Here is a 16,408-nt window from a genome sequence, read left to right on the forward strand (position 1 = left end):
GTTACCCCTGCGCCACGAGAATGAGCGCGGCGATGATAAATCCCAGCGCAATAATGCGTTTTGTATCGATCCTGCGGTGCGGCGTACCCAGCAGGCCATAGTGGTCAATAATCAGGCTTTTAAAGACCTGGCCTGCCAGAATGCCGATCATCGTCATAGCAATACCGATCGCTGGCGTGGCAATGGTGAGAATGATGACGTAGACCGGGCCGAGCACGCCGCCCAGCAGGTGCCATGACGGCTGCGCAAAAAATGAGGGACTGTTGCGGGGGCTGAAAAACAGCATCAGCAGAAACGTCAGCCCGGTTCCCACGCTAAATATGCTGAACGCCGCCCACAGGTCGCCCACCTCCGCGCCCAGCGGCCCCAGCAGCCCGGCTTCCACGGACAGCCCCATGCCGCCGGCAATCACCAGTAAAATTAAAATAATGTGCATAACGCTTTTTCTCCTTTTTCCAGGCGGAGAAGATTACGTCTGAACATCATTGAGAAAAATGCCATAATGCAGGAAACACCTGTGCAGGAAATGCATTAATGATGGATGCCGGACATATCAGCATTCGCGCGCTGCTGATCTTCATCGACGTTTATGAAACGCAGAATTTTTCCGTGGTGGCGAGGCGGGAAGGGATTTCTGCGTCGCAGGTTTCCCGCGTGATCCACCAGCTTGAGGACGCCCTCGGGCAACAGCTTTTCTACCGCAACACGCGGGCGATTATGCCCACAGAGAGCGGGCATCTTTTTGTGCGCTACGCCCGGGCGATGGCCGGAAATCTGGAGGATGCGCGACGCGAGCTGGATGAACGCGCCCGCGAGCCGTCGGGCACGCTGCGTATCAATGGCCCGGTCTTTTTCGGACAACGGCACATCGCGCCGGGCCTGCCGGGGCTTCTGGCGCGTTATCCTCGTCTCTCCATTGAACTGACCCTCACCGACGATTTTATCGATCCGCACCGCGACGCCGCGGACGTTATCTTCCGCATCGGCGCGCTGACGGACTCCTCGTTTCACGCCCGGGTGTTCGGTCAGCAGTTCTACCATCTGGCGGCCTCGCCGGACTATCTGCAAAAACATGGCGCACCCGAGGGGCCGGACGATCTCAGCCGTCACCACTGTCTGATTTACCGCGGTTCGTCCGGGCCTAACCGCTGGCTGATCCGGCAGCCGGGCGAGGCGTGGGTTCACTATCCCATCGTACCGCTGATGACTTCCAATAACGCGGAAACCCTCCTGATTGCGGCGCTGGGCGGCATGGGCGTTGTGCTTTTCCCGGACTGGATGGTGAGCGAACGGCTCAAAAGCGGTGAGCTGGTGGCACTGCTGCCGGAAATGGAGTGTTCAATTAATACGGAGCCACTGACGATTGCGGCGATTTACCCGAACGCGCGTCATCCGCCCCTTAACGTCAGGGCGGTGATTGACTACTATATTGAGCGGTTCGGTACGCCGCTGTACTGGCAAACCTGAAGGTTAGCGGGCAAGCTCGCGACGGATAATGTCAGCCCCGGCGCTTAATGCCTTCAGCTTACCGTTGGCGACCTGGCGGGAAAGGGGAGCCATGCCGCAGTTGGTGGACGGATAGAGCTTGTCTGCATCCACAAACTGCAACGCCTTGCGTAGCGTATCGGCAACCTCTTCCGGCGTTTCGATGGTCTGGGTGGCAACATCAATTGCCCCGACCATCACTTTTTTACCGCGGATCAGCTCCAGTAGATCCATCGGCACGCGCGAGTTGTGGCACTCCAGCGAGATGATATCGATCTTTGAGGTCTGCAACTTAGGAAACGCCTCTTCATACTGGCGCCACTCGGAGCCGAGCGTTTTTTTCCAGTCCGTATTGGCTTTGATGCCGTACCCGTAGCAGATATGTACTGCGGTTTCGCATTTCAGCCCTTCAATGGCGCGCTCCAGCGCGGCGATGCCCCAGTCATTCACTTCGTCGAAAAAGACGTTAAAGGCAGGTTCGTCGAACTGAATAATGTCAACGCCGGCCGCCTCCAGCTCGCGGGCTTCCTGATTGAGAATTTTAGCGAACTCCCAGGCCAGCTTTTCGCGGCTTTTATAGTGAGCATCGTATAGCGTGTCGATCATGGTCATCGGGCCGGGCAGCGCCCACTTGATCGGCTTGTCCGTCAGCTGGCGCAGGTATTTCGCGTCGTCTACAAACACCGGTTTCTGGCGCGCCACCGCGTCTACCACGGTCGGCACGCTCGCATCGTAACGGTTACGGATCCGCACCGTCTGACGATTTTCAAAATCCACGCCGCTGAGATGTTCAATAAAGGTGGTGACGAAATGCTGGCGGGTTTGTTCCCCGTCGCTGACGATATCAATCCCGGCGCGAATCTGTTCATCCAGAGACAAACGAAGCGCATCCTGTTTCCCTGCCAGTAATTCCTCGTCCTGGAGTTTCCACGGCGACCAGAGCGTTTCCGGCTGCGCAAGCCAGGTGGGTTTCGGCAGGCTGCCAGCCGTCGATGTCGGGAGCAATGTTTTCATAAGAAGAACCTTTTATTCGTATTAAATTAAAGCGTGAAGTGATGAGACCACTGCTCAAGAAGGGTTTTATAGGGTTTGATGAACCGCTCTTCGGTATATTTACCCTGTTCAATGGCCAGCCGGCTGCGCTCTTCACGGTCATAGACGATTTTTGTTAATGAGTGATCCTGCTGATTCAGGTCGGGCTGATAGCACTGTCCCGCAGCGGAATTGGCATTGTAAATTTCTGGTCGATAGATCTTCTGGAACGTCTCCATGGTGCTGATGGTGCCGATCAGTTCCAGATTGGTGTAATCACGCAGTAAATCGCCGGTGAAGAAGAAGGCAAATGGCGCGACGCTGTTTTCCGGCATGAAATAGCGAACCTTGAGGCCCATCTTCGCGAAGTACTGTTCCGTTAGCGACTCGCCGTCCGGCTGGTACTCATACCCCAGCACCGGGTGGTGGTTACCGGTACGACGATAGGTGTCTTTGCTGGAGACGCTCAGGCAGATCACCGGCGCTTTTTTAAAGTTCGCCTGATATTCCGCAGAATGAATGAAGCTTTTAAAGATATTGCCGTGCAGCTCGCCAAAATTCTCGGGGAGGGTAAAACGGGGCTGATCTTTATTATGTTCCAGCAGCAGGACGCTGAAATCATAGTCACGAACATAGGATGAGAAGTTATTCCCGACGATGCCTTCGATGCGCTCGTGGGTCTTTTTATCCACAATCGTCGTTTGCAGAATTTCGATGGCCGGGAAAGTAAAATCGCCGCCGATATTCATATCGACTGAAATAATCTCCAGCTCGACGGCATAGCGGTCGGCTTTCGGGTTATCCCAGCTCGCCAGCGCGTTAAAGCGGTTGTTGATCATCACCAGCGTATTGCGCAGGTTCTCCTGACGCTTCTCGCCACGCGCCAGGTTGGCGAAGTTGGTGGTGGTACGCGTGTTTTCTGACGGGTTATAATTTTCATCAAAGCAACTGCGCTTAAGGGTAAATGTGAAAGCCTGACTCATTTGGTTATGCATCCTAAGTTCATGTTGCCTAAACGTTATCAATGCATAATTTATGCCTGAGCCACTGGCGCAGGGGAAGTGACTTAATTTCACTGCGTCATGAGGGTTCTTCATGAACTGCGCGATTCAGGTATAATCCCCCGACATTTCCAACCGGTTTAAACGATCATGACAAAACTCACCCTACAAGAGCAGATGCTGAAAGCGGGCTTAGTCAGCAGTAAAAAGATGGCGAAGGTTCAGCGCACGGCAAAAAAATCCCGCGTCCAGGCTCGCGAGGCGAGAGAGGCTGTTGAAGAGAACAAGAAAGCCCAGCTGGAGCGTGATAAGCAGCTGAGCGAACAGCAAAAACAGGCGGTGCTGGCAAAAGAGTTCAGGGCGCAGGTGAAGCAGCTGATTGAGATGAACCGCATCACCGTGGCGAAGGGCAACATTACCTTTAACTTTACCGATGGCAGCCTGATCAAAAAAATCGACGTCGATAAGCAGACGCAAACCCAGCTGATCAACGGTCGCCTGGCGATTGCCCGACTGGTGATTAACGCGAATGGCGACTGTGATTACGCGATTATCCCGGCGGTGGTGGCGGATAAAATTGCCCAGCGCGATGCGGACAGCATTGTGCTAAACAGCGCGCTGAGTCAGGAAGAGCAGGACGAAGACGATCCGTACGCAGACTTCAAAATCCCTGACGATTTAATGTGGTAAACCTCGTTCAGAATGGCGCGGCGTGACGGGCATTCATGGTCTCGCCGCTCAGCGGATGAATAAAACTCAGAACGCTTGCATGCAGCATCAGCCGGGGCGTTTCTTCCGCCCCCGGCCATTCCAGACCCCCATACAGATCGCACCCCAAAATAGGGTGGCCTAACTGCTGACAGTGAATGCGCAGCTGGTGGGTGCGCCCGGTCTCCGGGGTAAGCTCAACCCGCGTCAACGGCATTGTCGTATCCTGATAAATACGTTCCATCACCCGATAGCGGGAGCGAGCGGGCTTACCGGTGCGGGCACAGATCGTCATCAGCGGAAACAGCGCCGGATCTTTGGCAATCGGGGCATCCACGGTCCCTTCGTCCTGTTCCACATGTCCGCACAACAGGGCGGTGTAAACCTTGGTCACGGCGCGCTGGCTGAACTGGTGGCAAAGCGCGGCGTTAATCGCTTTGTTACGTGCAATGACCATCAGACCCGAAGTGCCAAAATCAAGACGATGCACCAGCGTGCAGCCGGGAAAGGTTTGCACCAGACGGTGGTGGACGGAATCGCGGTTTTGCGGATTTTTCCCGGACAGGCTGAGCAGCCCTGAGGGTTTGTTGATCAGCAGCAGATGCTCGTCCTGCCAGAGGATCTCAATGTCGTCGTGACAGGGTGGTGCAATAAACGTATCGATAATGACAGACATCAGGCCGCCGGGCTGGAGAGTGGGTGCGGATGATAACGAAATACGGGGGAAAGAAAAACCCTCCCACCGGGCGGTGAGAGGGGGAAAATTTAGGCTGCGACCAGGCTGTCGATAGCGGCTTTCGCGTCGGTCTGCGCTTTGGTGGCCACTTCCGGGCCGTAAGCGATACCTTCAGCGAACACGAAGTTCACGTCGGTAATGCCGATGAAGCCCAGGAACAGCGTCATGTACGGTGCGACCAGATCGCTAGGGGTATCTTTGTGAATACCGCCGCGGCTGGTCAGGACGATAGCGCGTTTACCTTTCACCAGACCTTCCGGTCCGTTCTCGGTGTAACGGAAGGTTACGCCAGCGCGCGCCACCAGGTCGAAGTAGTTCTTCAGCTGCGTAGGAATGTTGAAGTTATACATTGGGGCGTTGATCACGATAACGTCGTGGGCCTGCAACTCAGCAATCAGCTCGTCGGAGAGCGCCAGGGCTTCCTGCTGACGTGGGGTGAGAGGCGCATCGCTCGGACGCAGCGCGCCAACCAGCTCGCCGTCCAGCACAGGAATCGGGTTTGCCGCCAGGTCACGCACGGTGATTTCATCCGCGCTGTGCTGTTCACGCCACTGTTCAACGAAATAGTCAGCCAGCTGACCAGACTGTGAATACCCTGCCAGAATACTGGATTTCAACACTAATACTTTGCTCATGGGAATTTCCTGTTTTGTATTTGATTGAGGGGGTTGCCCCGTTGCTTGTTGACACTTTATTCACAATCCTGCCACAGGGATAGCGCAATATATCGAAGCCTATGTTCGAATTTTTTGAATAAGGCGCGAAAAGCACTGATGTGGTACTCTATAGCAATCATTAAAAAGAGATTTTATCCGGCAGTGCACTGCCCGTTAACGCTATGACAGAACAACAGAAATTATCCTTCCCGGTGCTGATGCAACAGCTTGATTCGCTGATGCTGCGCGATAAACAGCGGTTTGCGCGCCGTCTGCACGGCGTTAAGAAGGTTAAAAATCCTGATGCACAACAGGCCATTTACCAGGAGATGGCCAAAGAGATTGAACAGGCGGCAGGGAAAGTTGTGCTGCGTGAAGCCGCACGCCCGGAGATTACCTATCCGGAAAACCTGCCCGTCAGCCAGAAAAAACAGGACATTCTTGAGGCCGTGCGCGATCACCAGGTGGTGATCGTCGCGGGGGAAACCGGTTCAGGTAAAACCACTCAGCTGCCGAAGATCTGCATGGAATTAGGCCGCGGGGTGAAAGGGTTGATCGGTCACACCCAGCCGCGTCGTCTGGCGGCGCGCACCGTGGCGAACCGTATTGCCGACGAGCTGCAAACGGAGCCGGGCGGCTGCATCGGCTACAAGGTGCGATTCAGCGACCACGTCAGCGATAACACCATGGTTAAGCTGATGACCGACGGTATCCTGCTGGCGGAAATCCAGCAGGATCGTCTGCTGATGCAGTACGACACCATCATCATCGATGAAGCGCACGAGCGCAGCCTGAACATCGACTTCCTGCTCGGCTACCTGAAAGAGCTGCTGCCCCGGCGTCCGGATCTGAAAATCATCATCACCTCCGCGACCATCGACCCGGAGCGCTTCTCAAAACATTTCAACAATGCGCCGATCATTGAAGTCTCAGGCCGAACCTACCCGGTTGAAGTGCGCTATCGCCCGATTGTTGAAGAGGCGGACGATACCGAGCGCGACCAGCTTCAGGCCATCTTCGATGCCGTCGATGAGCTGGGCAACGAGAGTTCTGGCGACATTCTGATCTTCATGAGCGGCGAGCGTGAGATCCGCGATACCGCCGATGCGCTCAGCAAGCGCGATCTGCGCCATACCGAGATCCTGCCGCTGTACGCGCGCCTGTCCAACAGCGAGCAGAACCGCGTGTTCCAGCCGCACAGCGGGCGCCGCATCGTGCTGGCGACCAACGTGGCCGAAACCTCGCTGACCGTACCGGGCATTAAATACGTGATCGACCCGGGTACGGCGCGCATCAGCCGCTACAGCTACAGAACCAAAGTTCAGCGTCTGCCGATCGAGCCGGTTTCGCAGGCGTCAGCTAATCAGCGTAAGGGCCGCTGCGGCCGCGTGTCGGAAGGGATCTGTATTCGTCTCTATTCGGAAGACGATTTCCTGTCGCGCCCGGAGTTTACCGATCCGGAGATCCTGCGAACCAACCTGGCATCCGTTATCCTGCAAATGACCGCGCTGGGGCTGGGCGATATCGCCGCCTTCCCGTTTGTGGAAGCGCCGGATAAGCGCAATATTCAGGACGGGGTGCGGCTGCTGGAAGAGCTGGGGGCCATTACTACCGACGAGCAGGCGACGGCCTACAAGCTAACGCCGTTGGGCCGCCAGCTTAGCCAGCTGCCGGTCGACCCGCGTCTGGCGCGCATGGTGCTGGAGGCGCAAAAACACGGCTGCGTGCGCGAGGCGATGATCATCACCTCGGCGCTCTCCATTCAGGATCCGCGCGAGCGTCCAATGGACAAACAGCAGGCGTCGGATGAAAAACACCGTCGCTTCCACGATAAAGAGTCCGATTTCCTCGCATTCGTCAACCTGTGGAACTACCTCGGCGAGCAGCAAAAAGCGCTCTCTTCGAATCAGTTCCACCGTCAGTGCCGGGTGGATTTCCTCAACTACCTGCGCGTGCGCGAATGGCAGGATATCTACACCCAACTGCGCCAGGTGGTGAAAGAGCTGGGCATCCCGGTGAACAGTGAACCGGCGGAGTACCGCGAAATTCATATTGCCCTGTTGACCGGCCTGCTGTCCCATATCGGGATGAAGGATGCGGATAAACAGGAATTTACCGGCGCACGCAACGCGCGTTTCTCCATCTTCCCGGGCTCCGGTTTGTTCAAGAAGCCGCCGAAGTGGACCATGGTTGCCGAGCTGGTGGAAACCAGCCGTCTGTGGGGGCGTATCGCCGCGCGTATCGATCCAGAGTGGGTTGAGCCGGTGGCGCAGCACCTGCTGAAACGCTCGTACAGTGAGCCGCACTGGGAGCGCGGGCAGGGCGCGGTGATGGCGACGGAAAAAGTCACCGTTTACGGCCTGCCGGTGGTTGCAGCGCGTAAGGTTAACTACAGCCAGATTGACCCGGCGCTGAGTCGCGAGCTGTTTATCCGCCATGCGCTGGTGGAAGGCGACTGGCAGACGCGCCATGCGTTCTTCCGCGAAAACCTCAAGCTGCGCGCCGAGGTGGAAGAGCTTGAGCACAAGTCCCGCCGCCGCGACATTCTGGTGGACGACGAGACGCTGTTTGAGTTTTACGACCAGCGCATCAGCCACGATGTGATCTCGGCGCGCCATTTCGACAGCTGGTGGAAGAAAGCCAGCAAAGAGACCCCGGACCTGCTCAACTTTGAAAAGAGCATGCTGATCAAAGAGGGCGCGGAGTCGGTCAGCAAGCTCGACTACCCGAACTTCTGGCATCAGGGCAACCTGAAGCTGCGTCTGACCTATCAGTTTGAGCCGGGCGCGGATGCCGATGGCGTGACGGTGCACATTCCGCTGCCGCTGTTAAACCAGGTGGATGAGAGCGGGTTTGAGTGGCAAATTCCCGGCCTGCGCCGCGAACTGGTCATTGCATTAATCAAATCCCTGCCTAAACCAGTGCGGCGCAACTTTGTACCGGCGCCGAACTACGCCGAAGCGTTTTTAGGCCGCGTCACGCCGCTGGAACTGCCGCTGCTGGACGCACTGGAGCGTGAGTTCCGACGCATGACCGGGACCACCATTGACCGCGACGACTGGAACTGGGATCAGGTGCCCGATCACCTGAAAATCACATTCCGCGTGGTGGACGATAAAAACAAAAAGCTGCTCGAAGGCCGTTCTCTGACGGAGCTGAAAGAAGCGCTGAAAGGTAAAGTCCAGGAGACGCTCTCTGCGGTGGCCGATGACGGTATTGAGCAGAGCGGGCTGCACATCTGGAGCTTTGGTCAGCTTCCGGAAAGCTATGAGCAGAAGCGCGGGAACTACAAGGTGAAAGCCTGGCCCGCGCTGGTGGATGAGCGCGACAGCGTGGCGATTAAGCTCTTTGACAATCCGCAGGAGCAACAGCAGATGATGTGGCGCGGGCTGCGTCGCCTGCTGCTGCTTAACATCCCGTCGCCGATTAAGTATCTGCACGAGAAGCTGCCGAACAAAGCCAAGCTGGGGCTCTACTTTAACCCGTACGGTAAGGTGCTGGATCTGATCGACGACTGCATCTCCTGCGGTGTGGACAAACTGATCCACGAGGCGGGCGGTCCGGTCTGGACGGAAGAGGGCTTTGCTCAGCTTCATGAAAAGGTGCGCGCGGAGCTGAACGACACCGTGGTGGAGATTGCCAAACAGGTCGAGCAGATCCTCACCGCCGTGTTCAATATCAACAAGCGTCTGAAGGGGCGGGTGGATATGACCATGGCCCTGGGTCTGTCGGACGTGAAGGCGCAGATGGCGGGGCTGGTGTATCGCGGCTTTGTCACCGGCAACGGCTTTAAGCGTCTGGGTGATACGCTGCGTTATTTGCAGGCGATTGAGAAGCGTCTGGAGAAAATGGCGGTCGATCCGCATCGCGATCGAGCGCAGATGCTGAAAGTCGAAAACGTGCAGCAGGCGTGGCAGCAGTGGCTCAACAAACTGCCGCCAGCGCGTCGCGATGATGACGATGTGCGGGAGATCCGCTGGATGATCGAGGAGCTGCGCGTCAGCTTCTTCGCCCAGCAGCTCGGTACGCCGTATCCCATTTCGGATAAGCGTATCTTGCAGGCGATGGAGCAGATCTCCGGCTAAAACCATTGCCCGGTGGCGCTGCGCTTACCGGGCCTACGGGAGAACATGCAGGCCGGGTAAGGCGTAGCCGCCACCCGGCTTTTTTATCGTTCCACCATCGCTAGCGTAAACCCATCCCACCCCTTAACGCCCACCGTTTGCAGCGCGGTGGCGGTTAAGCGTGGGTTATCTCCAGTCATCTCGATAAACTTCCGTACCCCATGCACGCGTGCATCGTCGCTTTGCCCGTTAACCACCTCGCCGTCGCGCACCACGTTATCGCCGATTATGACCGTGCCGGGACGGGAGTAGTGCAGCGCCCACTCCAGGTAGCCGGGATTGTTTGGCTTATCGGCATCAATAAAGATCAGGTCAAAGGGCGGGACGTCACCGAAATTCTCGAGCGACTTTAGCGCCGGGCCTGTAATCAGTTCGATACGATCGCTGAGTCCCGCAAGGTGAATATTCTGTCGTGCAACAGCGGCATGTTTCGGGTCCGCTTCAAGCGTAATCAGCTTTCCATCCGGCGGCAGGGCGCGCGCCATCCAGATTGAGCTATACGCACCAAGCGTACCGATCTCCAGAATGCGGCGGGCCTGCGTCATGCGGACAAACAGCGCCAGCAGTTGCCCCTGATTAGCGGCAACATCGTGCTCGGGCAAACCGGCGCGTTTGTTGTTTTCAAGCACGCTCTGGAGAACCTCATCCTCAGGAATAAGCGACGAAATCATGTAATTATCTACTGAACACCACTGCTGTTGCATAGATTGACTCCTTGGGGGTATCGCCAGAGGCGAAATGTAGGCCGGGTAAGGCGTAGCCGCCACCCGGCATGTTTTCACGCACTGACCCAACCGCCGCCCAGCGCTTTATACAAATCAATTTGCGCCAGCAGCAGGTTGTTTTTCACCTGTACCACGCTGGTCTGCACCGAGAACAGCGTGCGCTGTGCATCGAGCACATCCAGATAAGAAGAGTACCCGTTGCGGTAGCGGTTTTGCGCTATCCGCAGCGTCTCCTGCGCGACCGCCTGCTGAGCCAACAGCTCGGTAAGCTGTTCCTGATAACGGGTGATGGCATCAAGGCTGTCATTCACCTCGGCAAACGCATTACGTACGGTTTTTTCGTAGCTGTACAACGCCTGATTACGCTGAGACTGGGAGATATCCACCTGTGCATTCAGCGTCTGTCGGTTCAGCAGCGGCGCAAGAATACTGCCGCCCACGCTCCAGAGCTGGAGGGGGTTATCCAGCAATCCCGACAGCGTGCGATCCTGCACCGATCCTGTGGCCGTGAGGTTGATCGACGGCAGCAGGCTGGCACGCGATGCCGCCAGCGTCGCGTCCGCCGCAATCAGCTGACGTTCAGCCTGGACGATATCCGGACGCCGGTTCAGTAACGTCGACGGCAGTTGGGAGGGCAGTTTCAGCGGCGTCAGGGCATCAAAGCTTTCACCGCGCGCAACGTTACCCGGGTTGCTGCCCAGCAGCAGGCTAAGCGCATTCTCCTGCTGCGCAATCTGGTGCTGAAGCAGTGGAACCTGAGCGCGGGTAGCGCGCAGCTCAGAATCCGATTGCATCAGCTCAAGGCGAGAGCTGTATCCCGTCTCAAACTGTCGTTTAGCAAGATTGAACGCCTCTTCACGCGATTTCAGCGTGGACTGGGTAACGCGAAGCTGTTCATCCAGCGACAGGAGAGTGACGTACCCGGAGGCCACCGACGATGCGACCGTGAGATCTGCCGCCGCGGCCGCCGCCTTTTGTGCCTCCAGCGACGCTTCGGCGGCACGGGAGGTGCTGCGGTTTACCCCCCAGATATCCACGTCGTAGCTGGCGGTCAGGCTGCCTTTGTACAACGTACCGTATACCGGAAGGCCTGTGGCGGCGGACTGCGAGCGCGCGCGCGTCCCGGTCACGCCCGCGTCAAGCGACGGGAACAGGCTGCCGTCGGCGGCGTATACCCGGGCCTGATACTCATTAATCCGCTCGCGGGCAATCAGCACGTCGCTGTTGTTCTTCAGCGCCTGATCCACATAGTGATTCAGATTGCTGTCGTGGAAATTACGCCACCAGAGCTGCTCTGTCGGGCTGGTTGGCCCCGACGTCGCGCGCCACTGGGCCGGGATATGCAGGGACGATGTGGCGGGCTCAACGTCAACCGACTGGCAACCCGCAAGGATAGCCATCATCAGCAGGCCGGCTATCGGGCGAAGCGTCATTGTTTCGCCTCCCGCGTGTCGATGGTGACCTGCACCGACATGCCAGGGCGCAGCAGCCGGTACGCCTCCGGCTCACCGAGTACCTCAATGCGTACCGGGATGCGCTGGGCGATTTTAACAAAGTTGCCCGTGGCGTTATCCGGGGTGATAGCGCTGAACTCGACGCCTGTGGCCGGGGATATGCTCTCCACGCGGCCCTGATAGGCTTTATCGTTTAACGCATCGACGGTGAATTTCACTGGCTGTCCGACGCGTAAATTCGCCAGCTGCGTCTCTTTGATATTGGCGATCACCCAGTGCTGCGGCGGGACCAGCGTGGTAAGGTGCGTCCCGGCGGTGACGTACGCTCCCAGACGCACCGCAATCTGCCCGAGCTGACCGTCACGCGGCGCGACAATGCGGGTGTTTTGCAGATCGATCTGCGCAAGCTCCAGCGCGGCTTTCGCATTTTCAACGTCCGCTTCCAGCGAAGCGCGATTGACGATAACCGTTTGTAGATCCTGGCGCGACATCTCAAGCGTTGCTTTCGCCTGGTCGATATCGGCGCTCCCCTGGGCGGCATTGGCCAGCGCCGCATCGCGCTCGCGAATGGACAGGGAGCCGTCTGCGGTCAGATCCTTCACGCGTTTCAGATCCGCCTGGGTTTTCAGACTTTGGGCACGGGCGTTTTTCAGTGCCGCTTCGTTTTTGGCAATCACCGCTTCCGCGCTTTTACGCTGTTGCAGGTTGTTGTTCAGCGCAGCAATTTTCATTGCCAGCTGCGCCTCGGCCTGATGGACGCGCTGGCGATAGATCCGGTCATCAATCTGCAACAGCAGGTCGCCTTTTTTAACCTGCACAAAATCCTGAACATGGACCTCAGTAATGTAGCCGTTGACTTGCGGACTGATGAACGTGGTCTGGCCGCGCACGTAGGCGTTATCAGTAAACTGGGTATGACGCGTGAACGGGGGCAACTGCCAGGCATAAAGGATCACCAGCACCCCGACAATGCCGATAGCCGCGGCGGTGAAAATGGAAACGACGCGTACATTTTTGCGGGTGTTGGCCTGCTCTTTGGCGGCATCCTGCTGACTCATAACTTCTCCTGAAAAATAGTCATTACTTATTGCCAGTGGCGTTCTTAAGGGCCATACGGGCGGTGATGCGCAGGCGCAGCAAGCGCCATAAAATCCAGACCAGCGTGGCTGTGGCAATGCTCGCCGTCAGGAGATAAGTATCGTTGTAAGCCAGAATGTTTGCCTCAAGCGTCGTCACCGTCTGAAGCTGAATAATGGCCTGGGTTCCCAACAGGGAACTGTCGCCAACCAGGCTTTTATACATCTGGGTGTAAAGCTGAATGCGTTCGTTCACCAGCGGGTTGAGGGTGGTGAGCTGGTCAGCCAGCAGGCTGGAATGGTACTTCTCGCGCCAGGTCTGGAAGGTACCAAGGATTGCAGAACCCAGCAGGCCACCAAGGTTCTGACTCATGCCAAACATCACGGAAAAGCTGACCAGATTGCGTGGATCGGCGATCACCCCGCCAATGGCGGCCAGCATCGCAGGGGCGAGGAAGAAAGCGCTGCCGAAACCAAGCAGGAACTGGCTGAACATCAGCTGATCCGGCCGGGTCAGGTTGTTGGACTGGCTGTCCAGCAGCGAAGCAACAATCATCAGCGCCAGCGAGGTGATAATCGGCCAGGCCAGCTTAGTGGGTTTGATCGTCAGACAGCTGGTGACGATACCGCAGACGATTCCGGCGAAAATAGACCACGCCAGATGGGTCATCTGTTCATTCTGTAGGCCCGCATATTGCAGCCAGCCGATGACGCCGGTGTTCTGTTCCGCCAGTACGATGCGGATCAGCAGCATAATCAACCCCAGGCGTACGATGCTGCCGCTGGACAGCCAGCGGGTATTGAGCAGCGGGTTGCTGCGGTTATGTTCAAAGACGATTGCACAGACAATTAGCACCAGCGAGAGAGCCAACGCCCAGCCGATCCACGGTGTTTCAAACCACCATTCCAGACGCCCTAGCGACAGAACCGCGCACAACAGCGCCATACCGGGCGCAAGCAAAAAGAAGGTGATGAAATCTTTCTTCTCGAAAACTTTGCGTCGATCGCCCGGGGGCAGTTTCAGCACCATCACGCAGGCCAGTGAGATCAGGGCCAAACCCAGCTCGAAGAAGTACAGCCCACGCCACTCATCAAGCTGCAACAGCTCGGTGGAGAACAGCCGCGCCAGCGGTATCGCCAGCGACGAACCGGTAATGCCGATGGTCAGCGCCTTCAGTCGGTGCTTCGCGGGCCAGGCCTGTATCTGGTAATAAATGCCGAGCGAGCTGAGCGCGGCGGCGACCATCCCGTGTGCCGCCCGTACCATCAGCGCCGAGCTGAGATCGTTCACAAACAGGTGGAAAAAGGTGACCAGCACATACAGCACCAGGAAGCCTTCCGTAAACGCGCGCAAACCGTACTGCTGGCGAAACTTTACCAGCAGCAGGTTGATAGAGACGTTAGTCATGACATAGACGGCAGGCAGCCAGGCGATTTCAGTCGACCAGGCGCCGAAGGTGCCTTGCAGATTTTGCAGATTGGCGGTGACGACCGCGTTACCCAGCGCCCCGGTCAGGCACACCAGCAGGCCGACCACGCCATAGGCGATCCGTTTCGACGTCGGATGTTCCGGGGTGGAAGGGGAACCCAGCAGAGCGGGTTTCTCGTGTGGCTGCCACTCGCGAGGAGCATAAGGATCGCGTTGGGGCAGGCGCATAACGGGGTTTACCTTTAAAAATGTTGAATTGTGAGCGGGCTAATGATTCTACGGCTGACGCAAATCATAATTCAAGTGAATACGAATATTGTATGTTAATCAAATGTAGAGGGAATGATGAAGAAAAAGTGCGGCTCGCGAACGGAGCCGCAATAATATTATCGCTGTTCCGGCTGCGCCTGAAGGTGGCGTTCACGGTTGATGCGGCTGGCACAAAAAATTGCAATGAGGGAGATAGCGACCGTCACGCCCAGATACCAGGCCACGGGTACCCAGTCGCCGTCGTATTTCGCCAGCAGTCCGGTAGCTATTAGCGGTGCCGTTCCGCCCGCCAGCGCGGCCCCAAGTTGATAACCCAGCGTGATACCGGTGTAGCGAACGTTGGCACTGAAAATTTCAGAGCAGAGCGTGCCGAGAACCGCCGTCACCGGTGCCCACAGTACGCCAAAAGCGATAACGGTCGCGAGCACAATTCCCCAGGTGGTACCGGTATTCAGCAGCATAAACCAGGGCACGATAAACAGGCCGAGCACGAAGACACTGACGGCGTACATACGCTGGCGGCCAACCCTGTCGGAGAGCAGCCCCATCAGCGGGATCATGATAGTGGCGACCAGTGCGCCAAGAGTTACTGCCTCCAGCGCCTGGGATTTCTGATAGGTCAGGGTGGTAGTGGCGTAGCTCACCACAAACGTGGAGAAAATATAGAACGGTGCTGTCTCAACAACCTTAAGCCCGGCGGCAATTAGCACTTCACGCCAGTGGTGTTTTATGGTGTCGCGCAGCGGAGCTTTCGCAACCTGGCCGGATTTTTTCACTTTCTGGAAATCAGGCGTTTCGTCAATATCTTTCCGGATCCAAAGCCCCAATATTACCAGCACGGAACTGAGCAGGAACGGAATGCGCCAGCCCCAGGAGAGAAAATCCTCTTCGCTGAACAGCGTCATTAGCGAGACGATAAATGTCGCCATCAACATGCCGATGGTAACGCCCGCCTGCGGAATACTGCCGAAGAAGCCTTTGCGTTTTTCTGGAGCATACTCGTAAGCCAGCAGCAGCGCGCCACCCCATTCACCGCCGATACCCATCCCCTGAATAATACGCATCAGGATCAGCAACGCGGGCGCCCACATCCCGATCATGTCGTAGGTGGGCAGCAGGCCAATCATCACGGTTGCACCTCCCATCAATGAAAGGGTGAGGACAAGCGTTTTTTTGCGACCGATACGATCCCCGATATGTGCAAAGAGAACGCCGCCAATGGGGCGAATAAAAAAGGTCAACGAGAAGGAGAGATAGGAGAGGATCAGCCCGATTACCGGGTCGACCATCGGAAAGAAAATCTTGTTAAACACCAGCGCGGCAGCGGTGCCATAGAGAAAATAATCAAACCATTCAATAGAACTTCCCGTAAGACTGGCAATTAATACCTTTTTGTTTTTCCGCAATACCGTTGTCGTGCTCTCATGTTGTGTCATGACTCAAAACTCCGCCACGTGGATGATAATAGAGGTGTTACCTGGCGCGCTTCAGGTGCAACCTGTCGGTGTGTAATGGTTGTGAAATTGTTAAGCAACTTAGGGTTGGATGTTACGTTTGGCAAGTCAGCCAGAACTAAAACGGGTCAGATCACGATGGATTAAGCAGCAACTGGTGCTTTTTCAGCACGCTGTTGTGGCAGGATGTGTTGAAGGGCAGATAATCAAAAGCACAAACTCAGGGTGCAACCCAATTGTTTTTGGATGTTTCTGGTT

The 16,408-nt window shown here is 56.7% G+C and carries 13 protein-coding genes; 3 read left to right on the forward strand and 10 right to left on the reverse strand.

What is annotated here, in order from left to right; genetic code table 11:
- Nucleotide 1 precedes the first annotated feature (1 nt).
- Complete coding sequence (locus ACQG11_RS20485) at nt 2-436, reverse strand: DMT family transporter (RefSeq protein WP_003857304.1); 435 nt, start codon at nt 434-436, stop codon at nt 2-4.
- A 98-nt stretch (nt 437-534) separates the two neighbouring features.
- Here ACQG11_RS20485 and ACQG11_RS20490 point away from each other — a divergent pair, with 98 nt between their 5' ends.
- Nucleotides 535-1,467, forward strand: coding sequence for a LysR substrate-binding domain-containing protein (locus ACQG11_RS20490; RefSeq protein ID WP_426728725.1), 933 nt, complete (start codon nt 535-537; stop codon nt 1,465-1,467).
- Between the two features lie 3 nt (nt 1,468-1,470).
- On the opposite strand, the gene ACQG11_RS20495 is transcribed toward ACQG11_RS20490, so the two are convergent.
- Nucleotides 1,471-2,499 (reverse strand): methionine synthase, encoded by a 1,029-nt coding sequence (locus ACQG11_RS20495; RefSeq protein WP_003857302.1) that lies wholly within the window; start codon nt 2,497-2,499, stop codon nt 1,471-1,473.
- Between the two features lie 26 nt (nt 2,500-2,525).
- On the reverse strand, nt 2,526-3,500 hold the full coding sequence (locus tag ACQG11_RS20500; protein ID WP_063147385.1) for a DUF1852 domain-containing protein: 975 nt from the start codon (nt 3,498-3,500) through the stop codon (nt 2,526-2,528).
- Nucleotides 3,501-3,668: 168 nt separating this feature from the next.
- Between ACQG11_RS20500 and ACQG11_RS20505 the strand changes: the two genes are divergently transcribed.
- A complete protein-coding gene (locus ACQG11_RS20505) occupies nt 3,669-4,208 on the forward strand; it encodes a DUF2058 domain-containing protein (protein WP_022648048.1) in 540 nt (179 codons plus the stop codon).
- 7 nt (nt 4,209-4,215) lie between these two features.
- Here the strand turns inward: ACQG11_RS20505 and ACQG11_RS20510 are convergent, their stop codons facing one another.
- Nucleotides 4,216-4,902 carry an RluA family pseudouridine synthase gene (locus ACQG11_RS20510; RefSeq protein WP_023300051.1) on the reverse strand — a complete coding sequence of 229 codons (687 nt, stop codon included), beginning with the start codon at nt 4,900-4,902 and terminating at the stop codon, nt 4,216-4,218.
- Between the two features lie 89 nt (nt 4,903-4,991).
- Nucleotides 4,992-5,597 (reverse strand): FMN-dependent NADH-azoreductase, encoded by a 606-nt coding sequence (gene azoR / locus ACQG11_RS20515; RefSeq protein WP_426728726.1) that lies wholly within the window; start codon nt 5,595-5,597, stop codon nt 4,992-4,994.
- A gap of 203 nt (nt 5,598-5,800) precedes the next feature.
- Between azoR and hrpA the strand changes: the two genes are divergently transcribed.
- Nucleotides 5,801-9,703, forward strand: a complete 3,903-nt coding sequence (hrpA, locus tag ACQG11_RS20520; protein ID WP_426728727.1) for an ATP-dependent RNA helicase HrpA — start codon at nt 5,801-5,803, stop codon at nt 9,701-9,703.
- Nucleotides 9,704-9,786: 83 nt separating this feature from the next.
- On the opposite strand, the gene ACQG11_RS20525 is transcribed toward hrpA, so the two are convergent.
- The 5 genes from ACQG11_RS20525 to ACQG11_RS20545 all read right to left on the reverse strand — a co-directional run bounded on the left by ACQG11_RS20525 (nt 9,787) and on the right by ACQG11_RS20545 (nt 16,132).
- Complete coding sequence (locus ACQG11_RS20525; RefSeq protein WP_426728728.1) at nt 9,787-10,446, reverse strand: O-methyltransferase; 660 nt, start codon at nt 10,444-10,446, stop codon at nt 9,787-9,789.
- A 74-nt stretch (nt 10,447-10,520) separates the two neighbouring features.
- On the reverse strand, nt 10,521-11,900 hold the full coding sequence (locus ACQG11_RS20530; protein ID WP_426728729.1) for an efflux transporter outer membrane subunit: 1,380 nt from the start codon (nt 11,898-11,900) through the stop codon (nt 10,521-10,523).
- A complete protein-coding gene (locus ACQG11_RS20535; RefSeq protein WP_163346464.1) occupies nt 11,897-12,979 on the reverse strand; it encodes an HlyD family secretion protein in 1,083 nt (360 codons plus the stop codon). The genes ACQG11_RS20530 and ACQG11_RS20535 overlap by 4 nt, the downstream gene beginning before the upstream one ends.
- A 22-nt stretch (nt 12,980-13,001) precedes the next feature.
- Nucleotides 13,002-14,654 carry an MFS transporter gene (locus tag ACQG11_RS20540; RefSeq protein WP_022648055.1) on the reverse strand — a complete coding sequence of 551 codons (1,653 nt, stop codon included), beginning with the start codon at nt 14,652-14,654 and terminating at the stop codon, nt 13,002-13,004.
- 158 nt (nt 14,655-14,812) lie between these two features.
- On the reverse strand, nt 14,813-16,132 hold the full coding sequence (locus ACQG11_RS20545) for an MFS transporter (RefSeq protein ID WP_032624298.1): 1,320 nt from the start codon (nt 16,130-16,132) through the stop codon (nt 14,813-14,815).
- Nucleotides 16,133-16,408: the final 276 nt, after the last annotated feature.

The organism is Enterobacter cloacae complex sp. 372C4 (assembly GCF_050030615.1).
In the GTDB taxonomy this organism is placed as follows: Bacteria; Pseudomonadota; Gammaproteobacteria; order Enterobacterales; family Enterobacteriaceae; genus Enterobacter; species Enterobacter intestinihominis.

What these genes read in the sequence shown, in the direction of transcription:
- ACQG11_RS20545 (WP_032624298.1), bottom strand. Translation starts at nt 16,132, where the DNA reads ATGACACAACATGAGAGCACGACAACGGTATTGCGGAAAAACAAAAAG.
- ACQG11_RS20525 (WP_426728728.1), bottom strand. Translation starts at nt 10,446, where the DNA reads ATGCAACAGCAGTGGTGTTCAGTAGATAATTACATGATTTCGTCGCTT.
- ACQG11_RS20485 (WP_003857304.1), bottom strand. Translation starts at nt 436, where the DNA reads ATGCACATTATTTTAATTTTACTGGTGATTGCCGGCGGCATGGGGCTG.
- ACQG11_RS20535 (WP_163346464.1), bottom strand. Translation starts at nt 12,979, where the DNA reads ATGAGTCAGCAGGATGCCGCCAAAGAGCAGGCCAACACCCGCAAAAAT.
- ACQG11_RS20505 (WP_022648048.1), top strand. Translation starts at nt 3,669, where the DNA reads ATGACAAAACTCACCCTACAAGAGCAGATGCTGAAAGCGGGCTTAGTC.
- ACQG11_RS20495 (WP_003857302.1), bottom strand. Translation starts at nt 2,499, where the DNA reads ATGAAAACATTGCTCCCGACATCGACGGCTGGCAGCCTGCCGAAACCC.
- ACQG11_RS20530 (WP_426728729.1), bottom strand. Translation starts at nt 11,900, where the DNA reads ATGACGCTTCGCCCGATAGCCGGCCTGCTGATGATGGCTATCCTTGCG.
- ACQG11_RS20540 (WP_022648055.1), bottom strand. Translation starts at nt 14,654, where the DNA reads ATGCGCCTGCCCCAACGCGATCCTTATGCTCCTCGCGAGTGGCAGCCA.
- ACQG11_RS20490 (WP_426728725.1), top strand. Translation starts at nt 535, where the DNA reads ATGATGGATGCCGGACATATCAGCATTCGCGCGCTGCTGATCTTCATC.
- ACQG11_RS20510 (WP_023300051.1), bottom strand. Translation starts at nt 4,902, where the DNA reads ATGTCTGTCATTATCGATACGTTTATTGCACCACCCTGTCACGACGAC.
- ACQG11_RS20500 (WP_063147385.1), bottom strand. Translation starts at nt 3,500, where the DNA reads ATGAGTCAGGCTTTCACATTTACCCTTAAGCGCAGTTGCTTTGATGAA.
- hrpA (WP_426728727.1), top strand. Translation starts at nt 5,801, where the DNA reads ATGACAGAACAACAGAAATTATCCTTCCCGGTGCTGATGCAACAGCTT.
- azoR (WP_426728726.1), bottom strand. Translation starts at nt 5,597, where the DNA reads ATGAGCAAAGTATTAGTGTTGAAATCCAGTATTCTGGCAGGGTATTCA.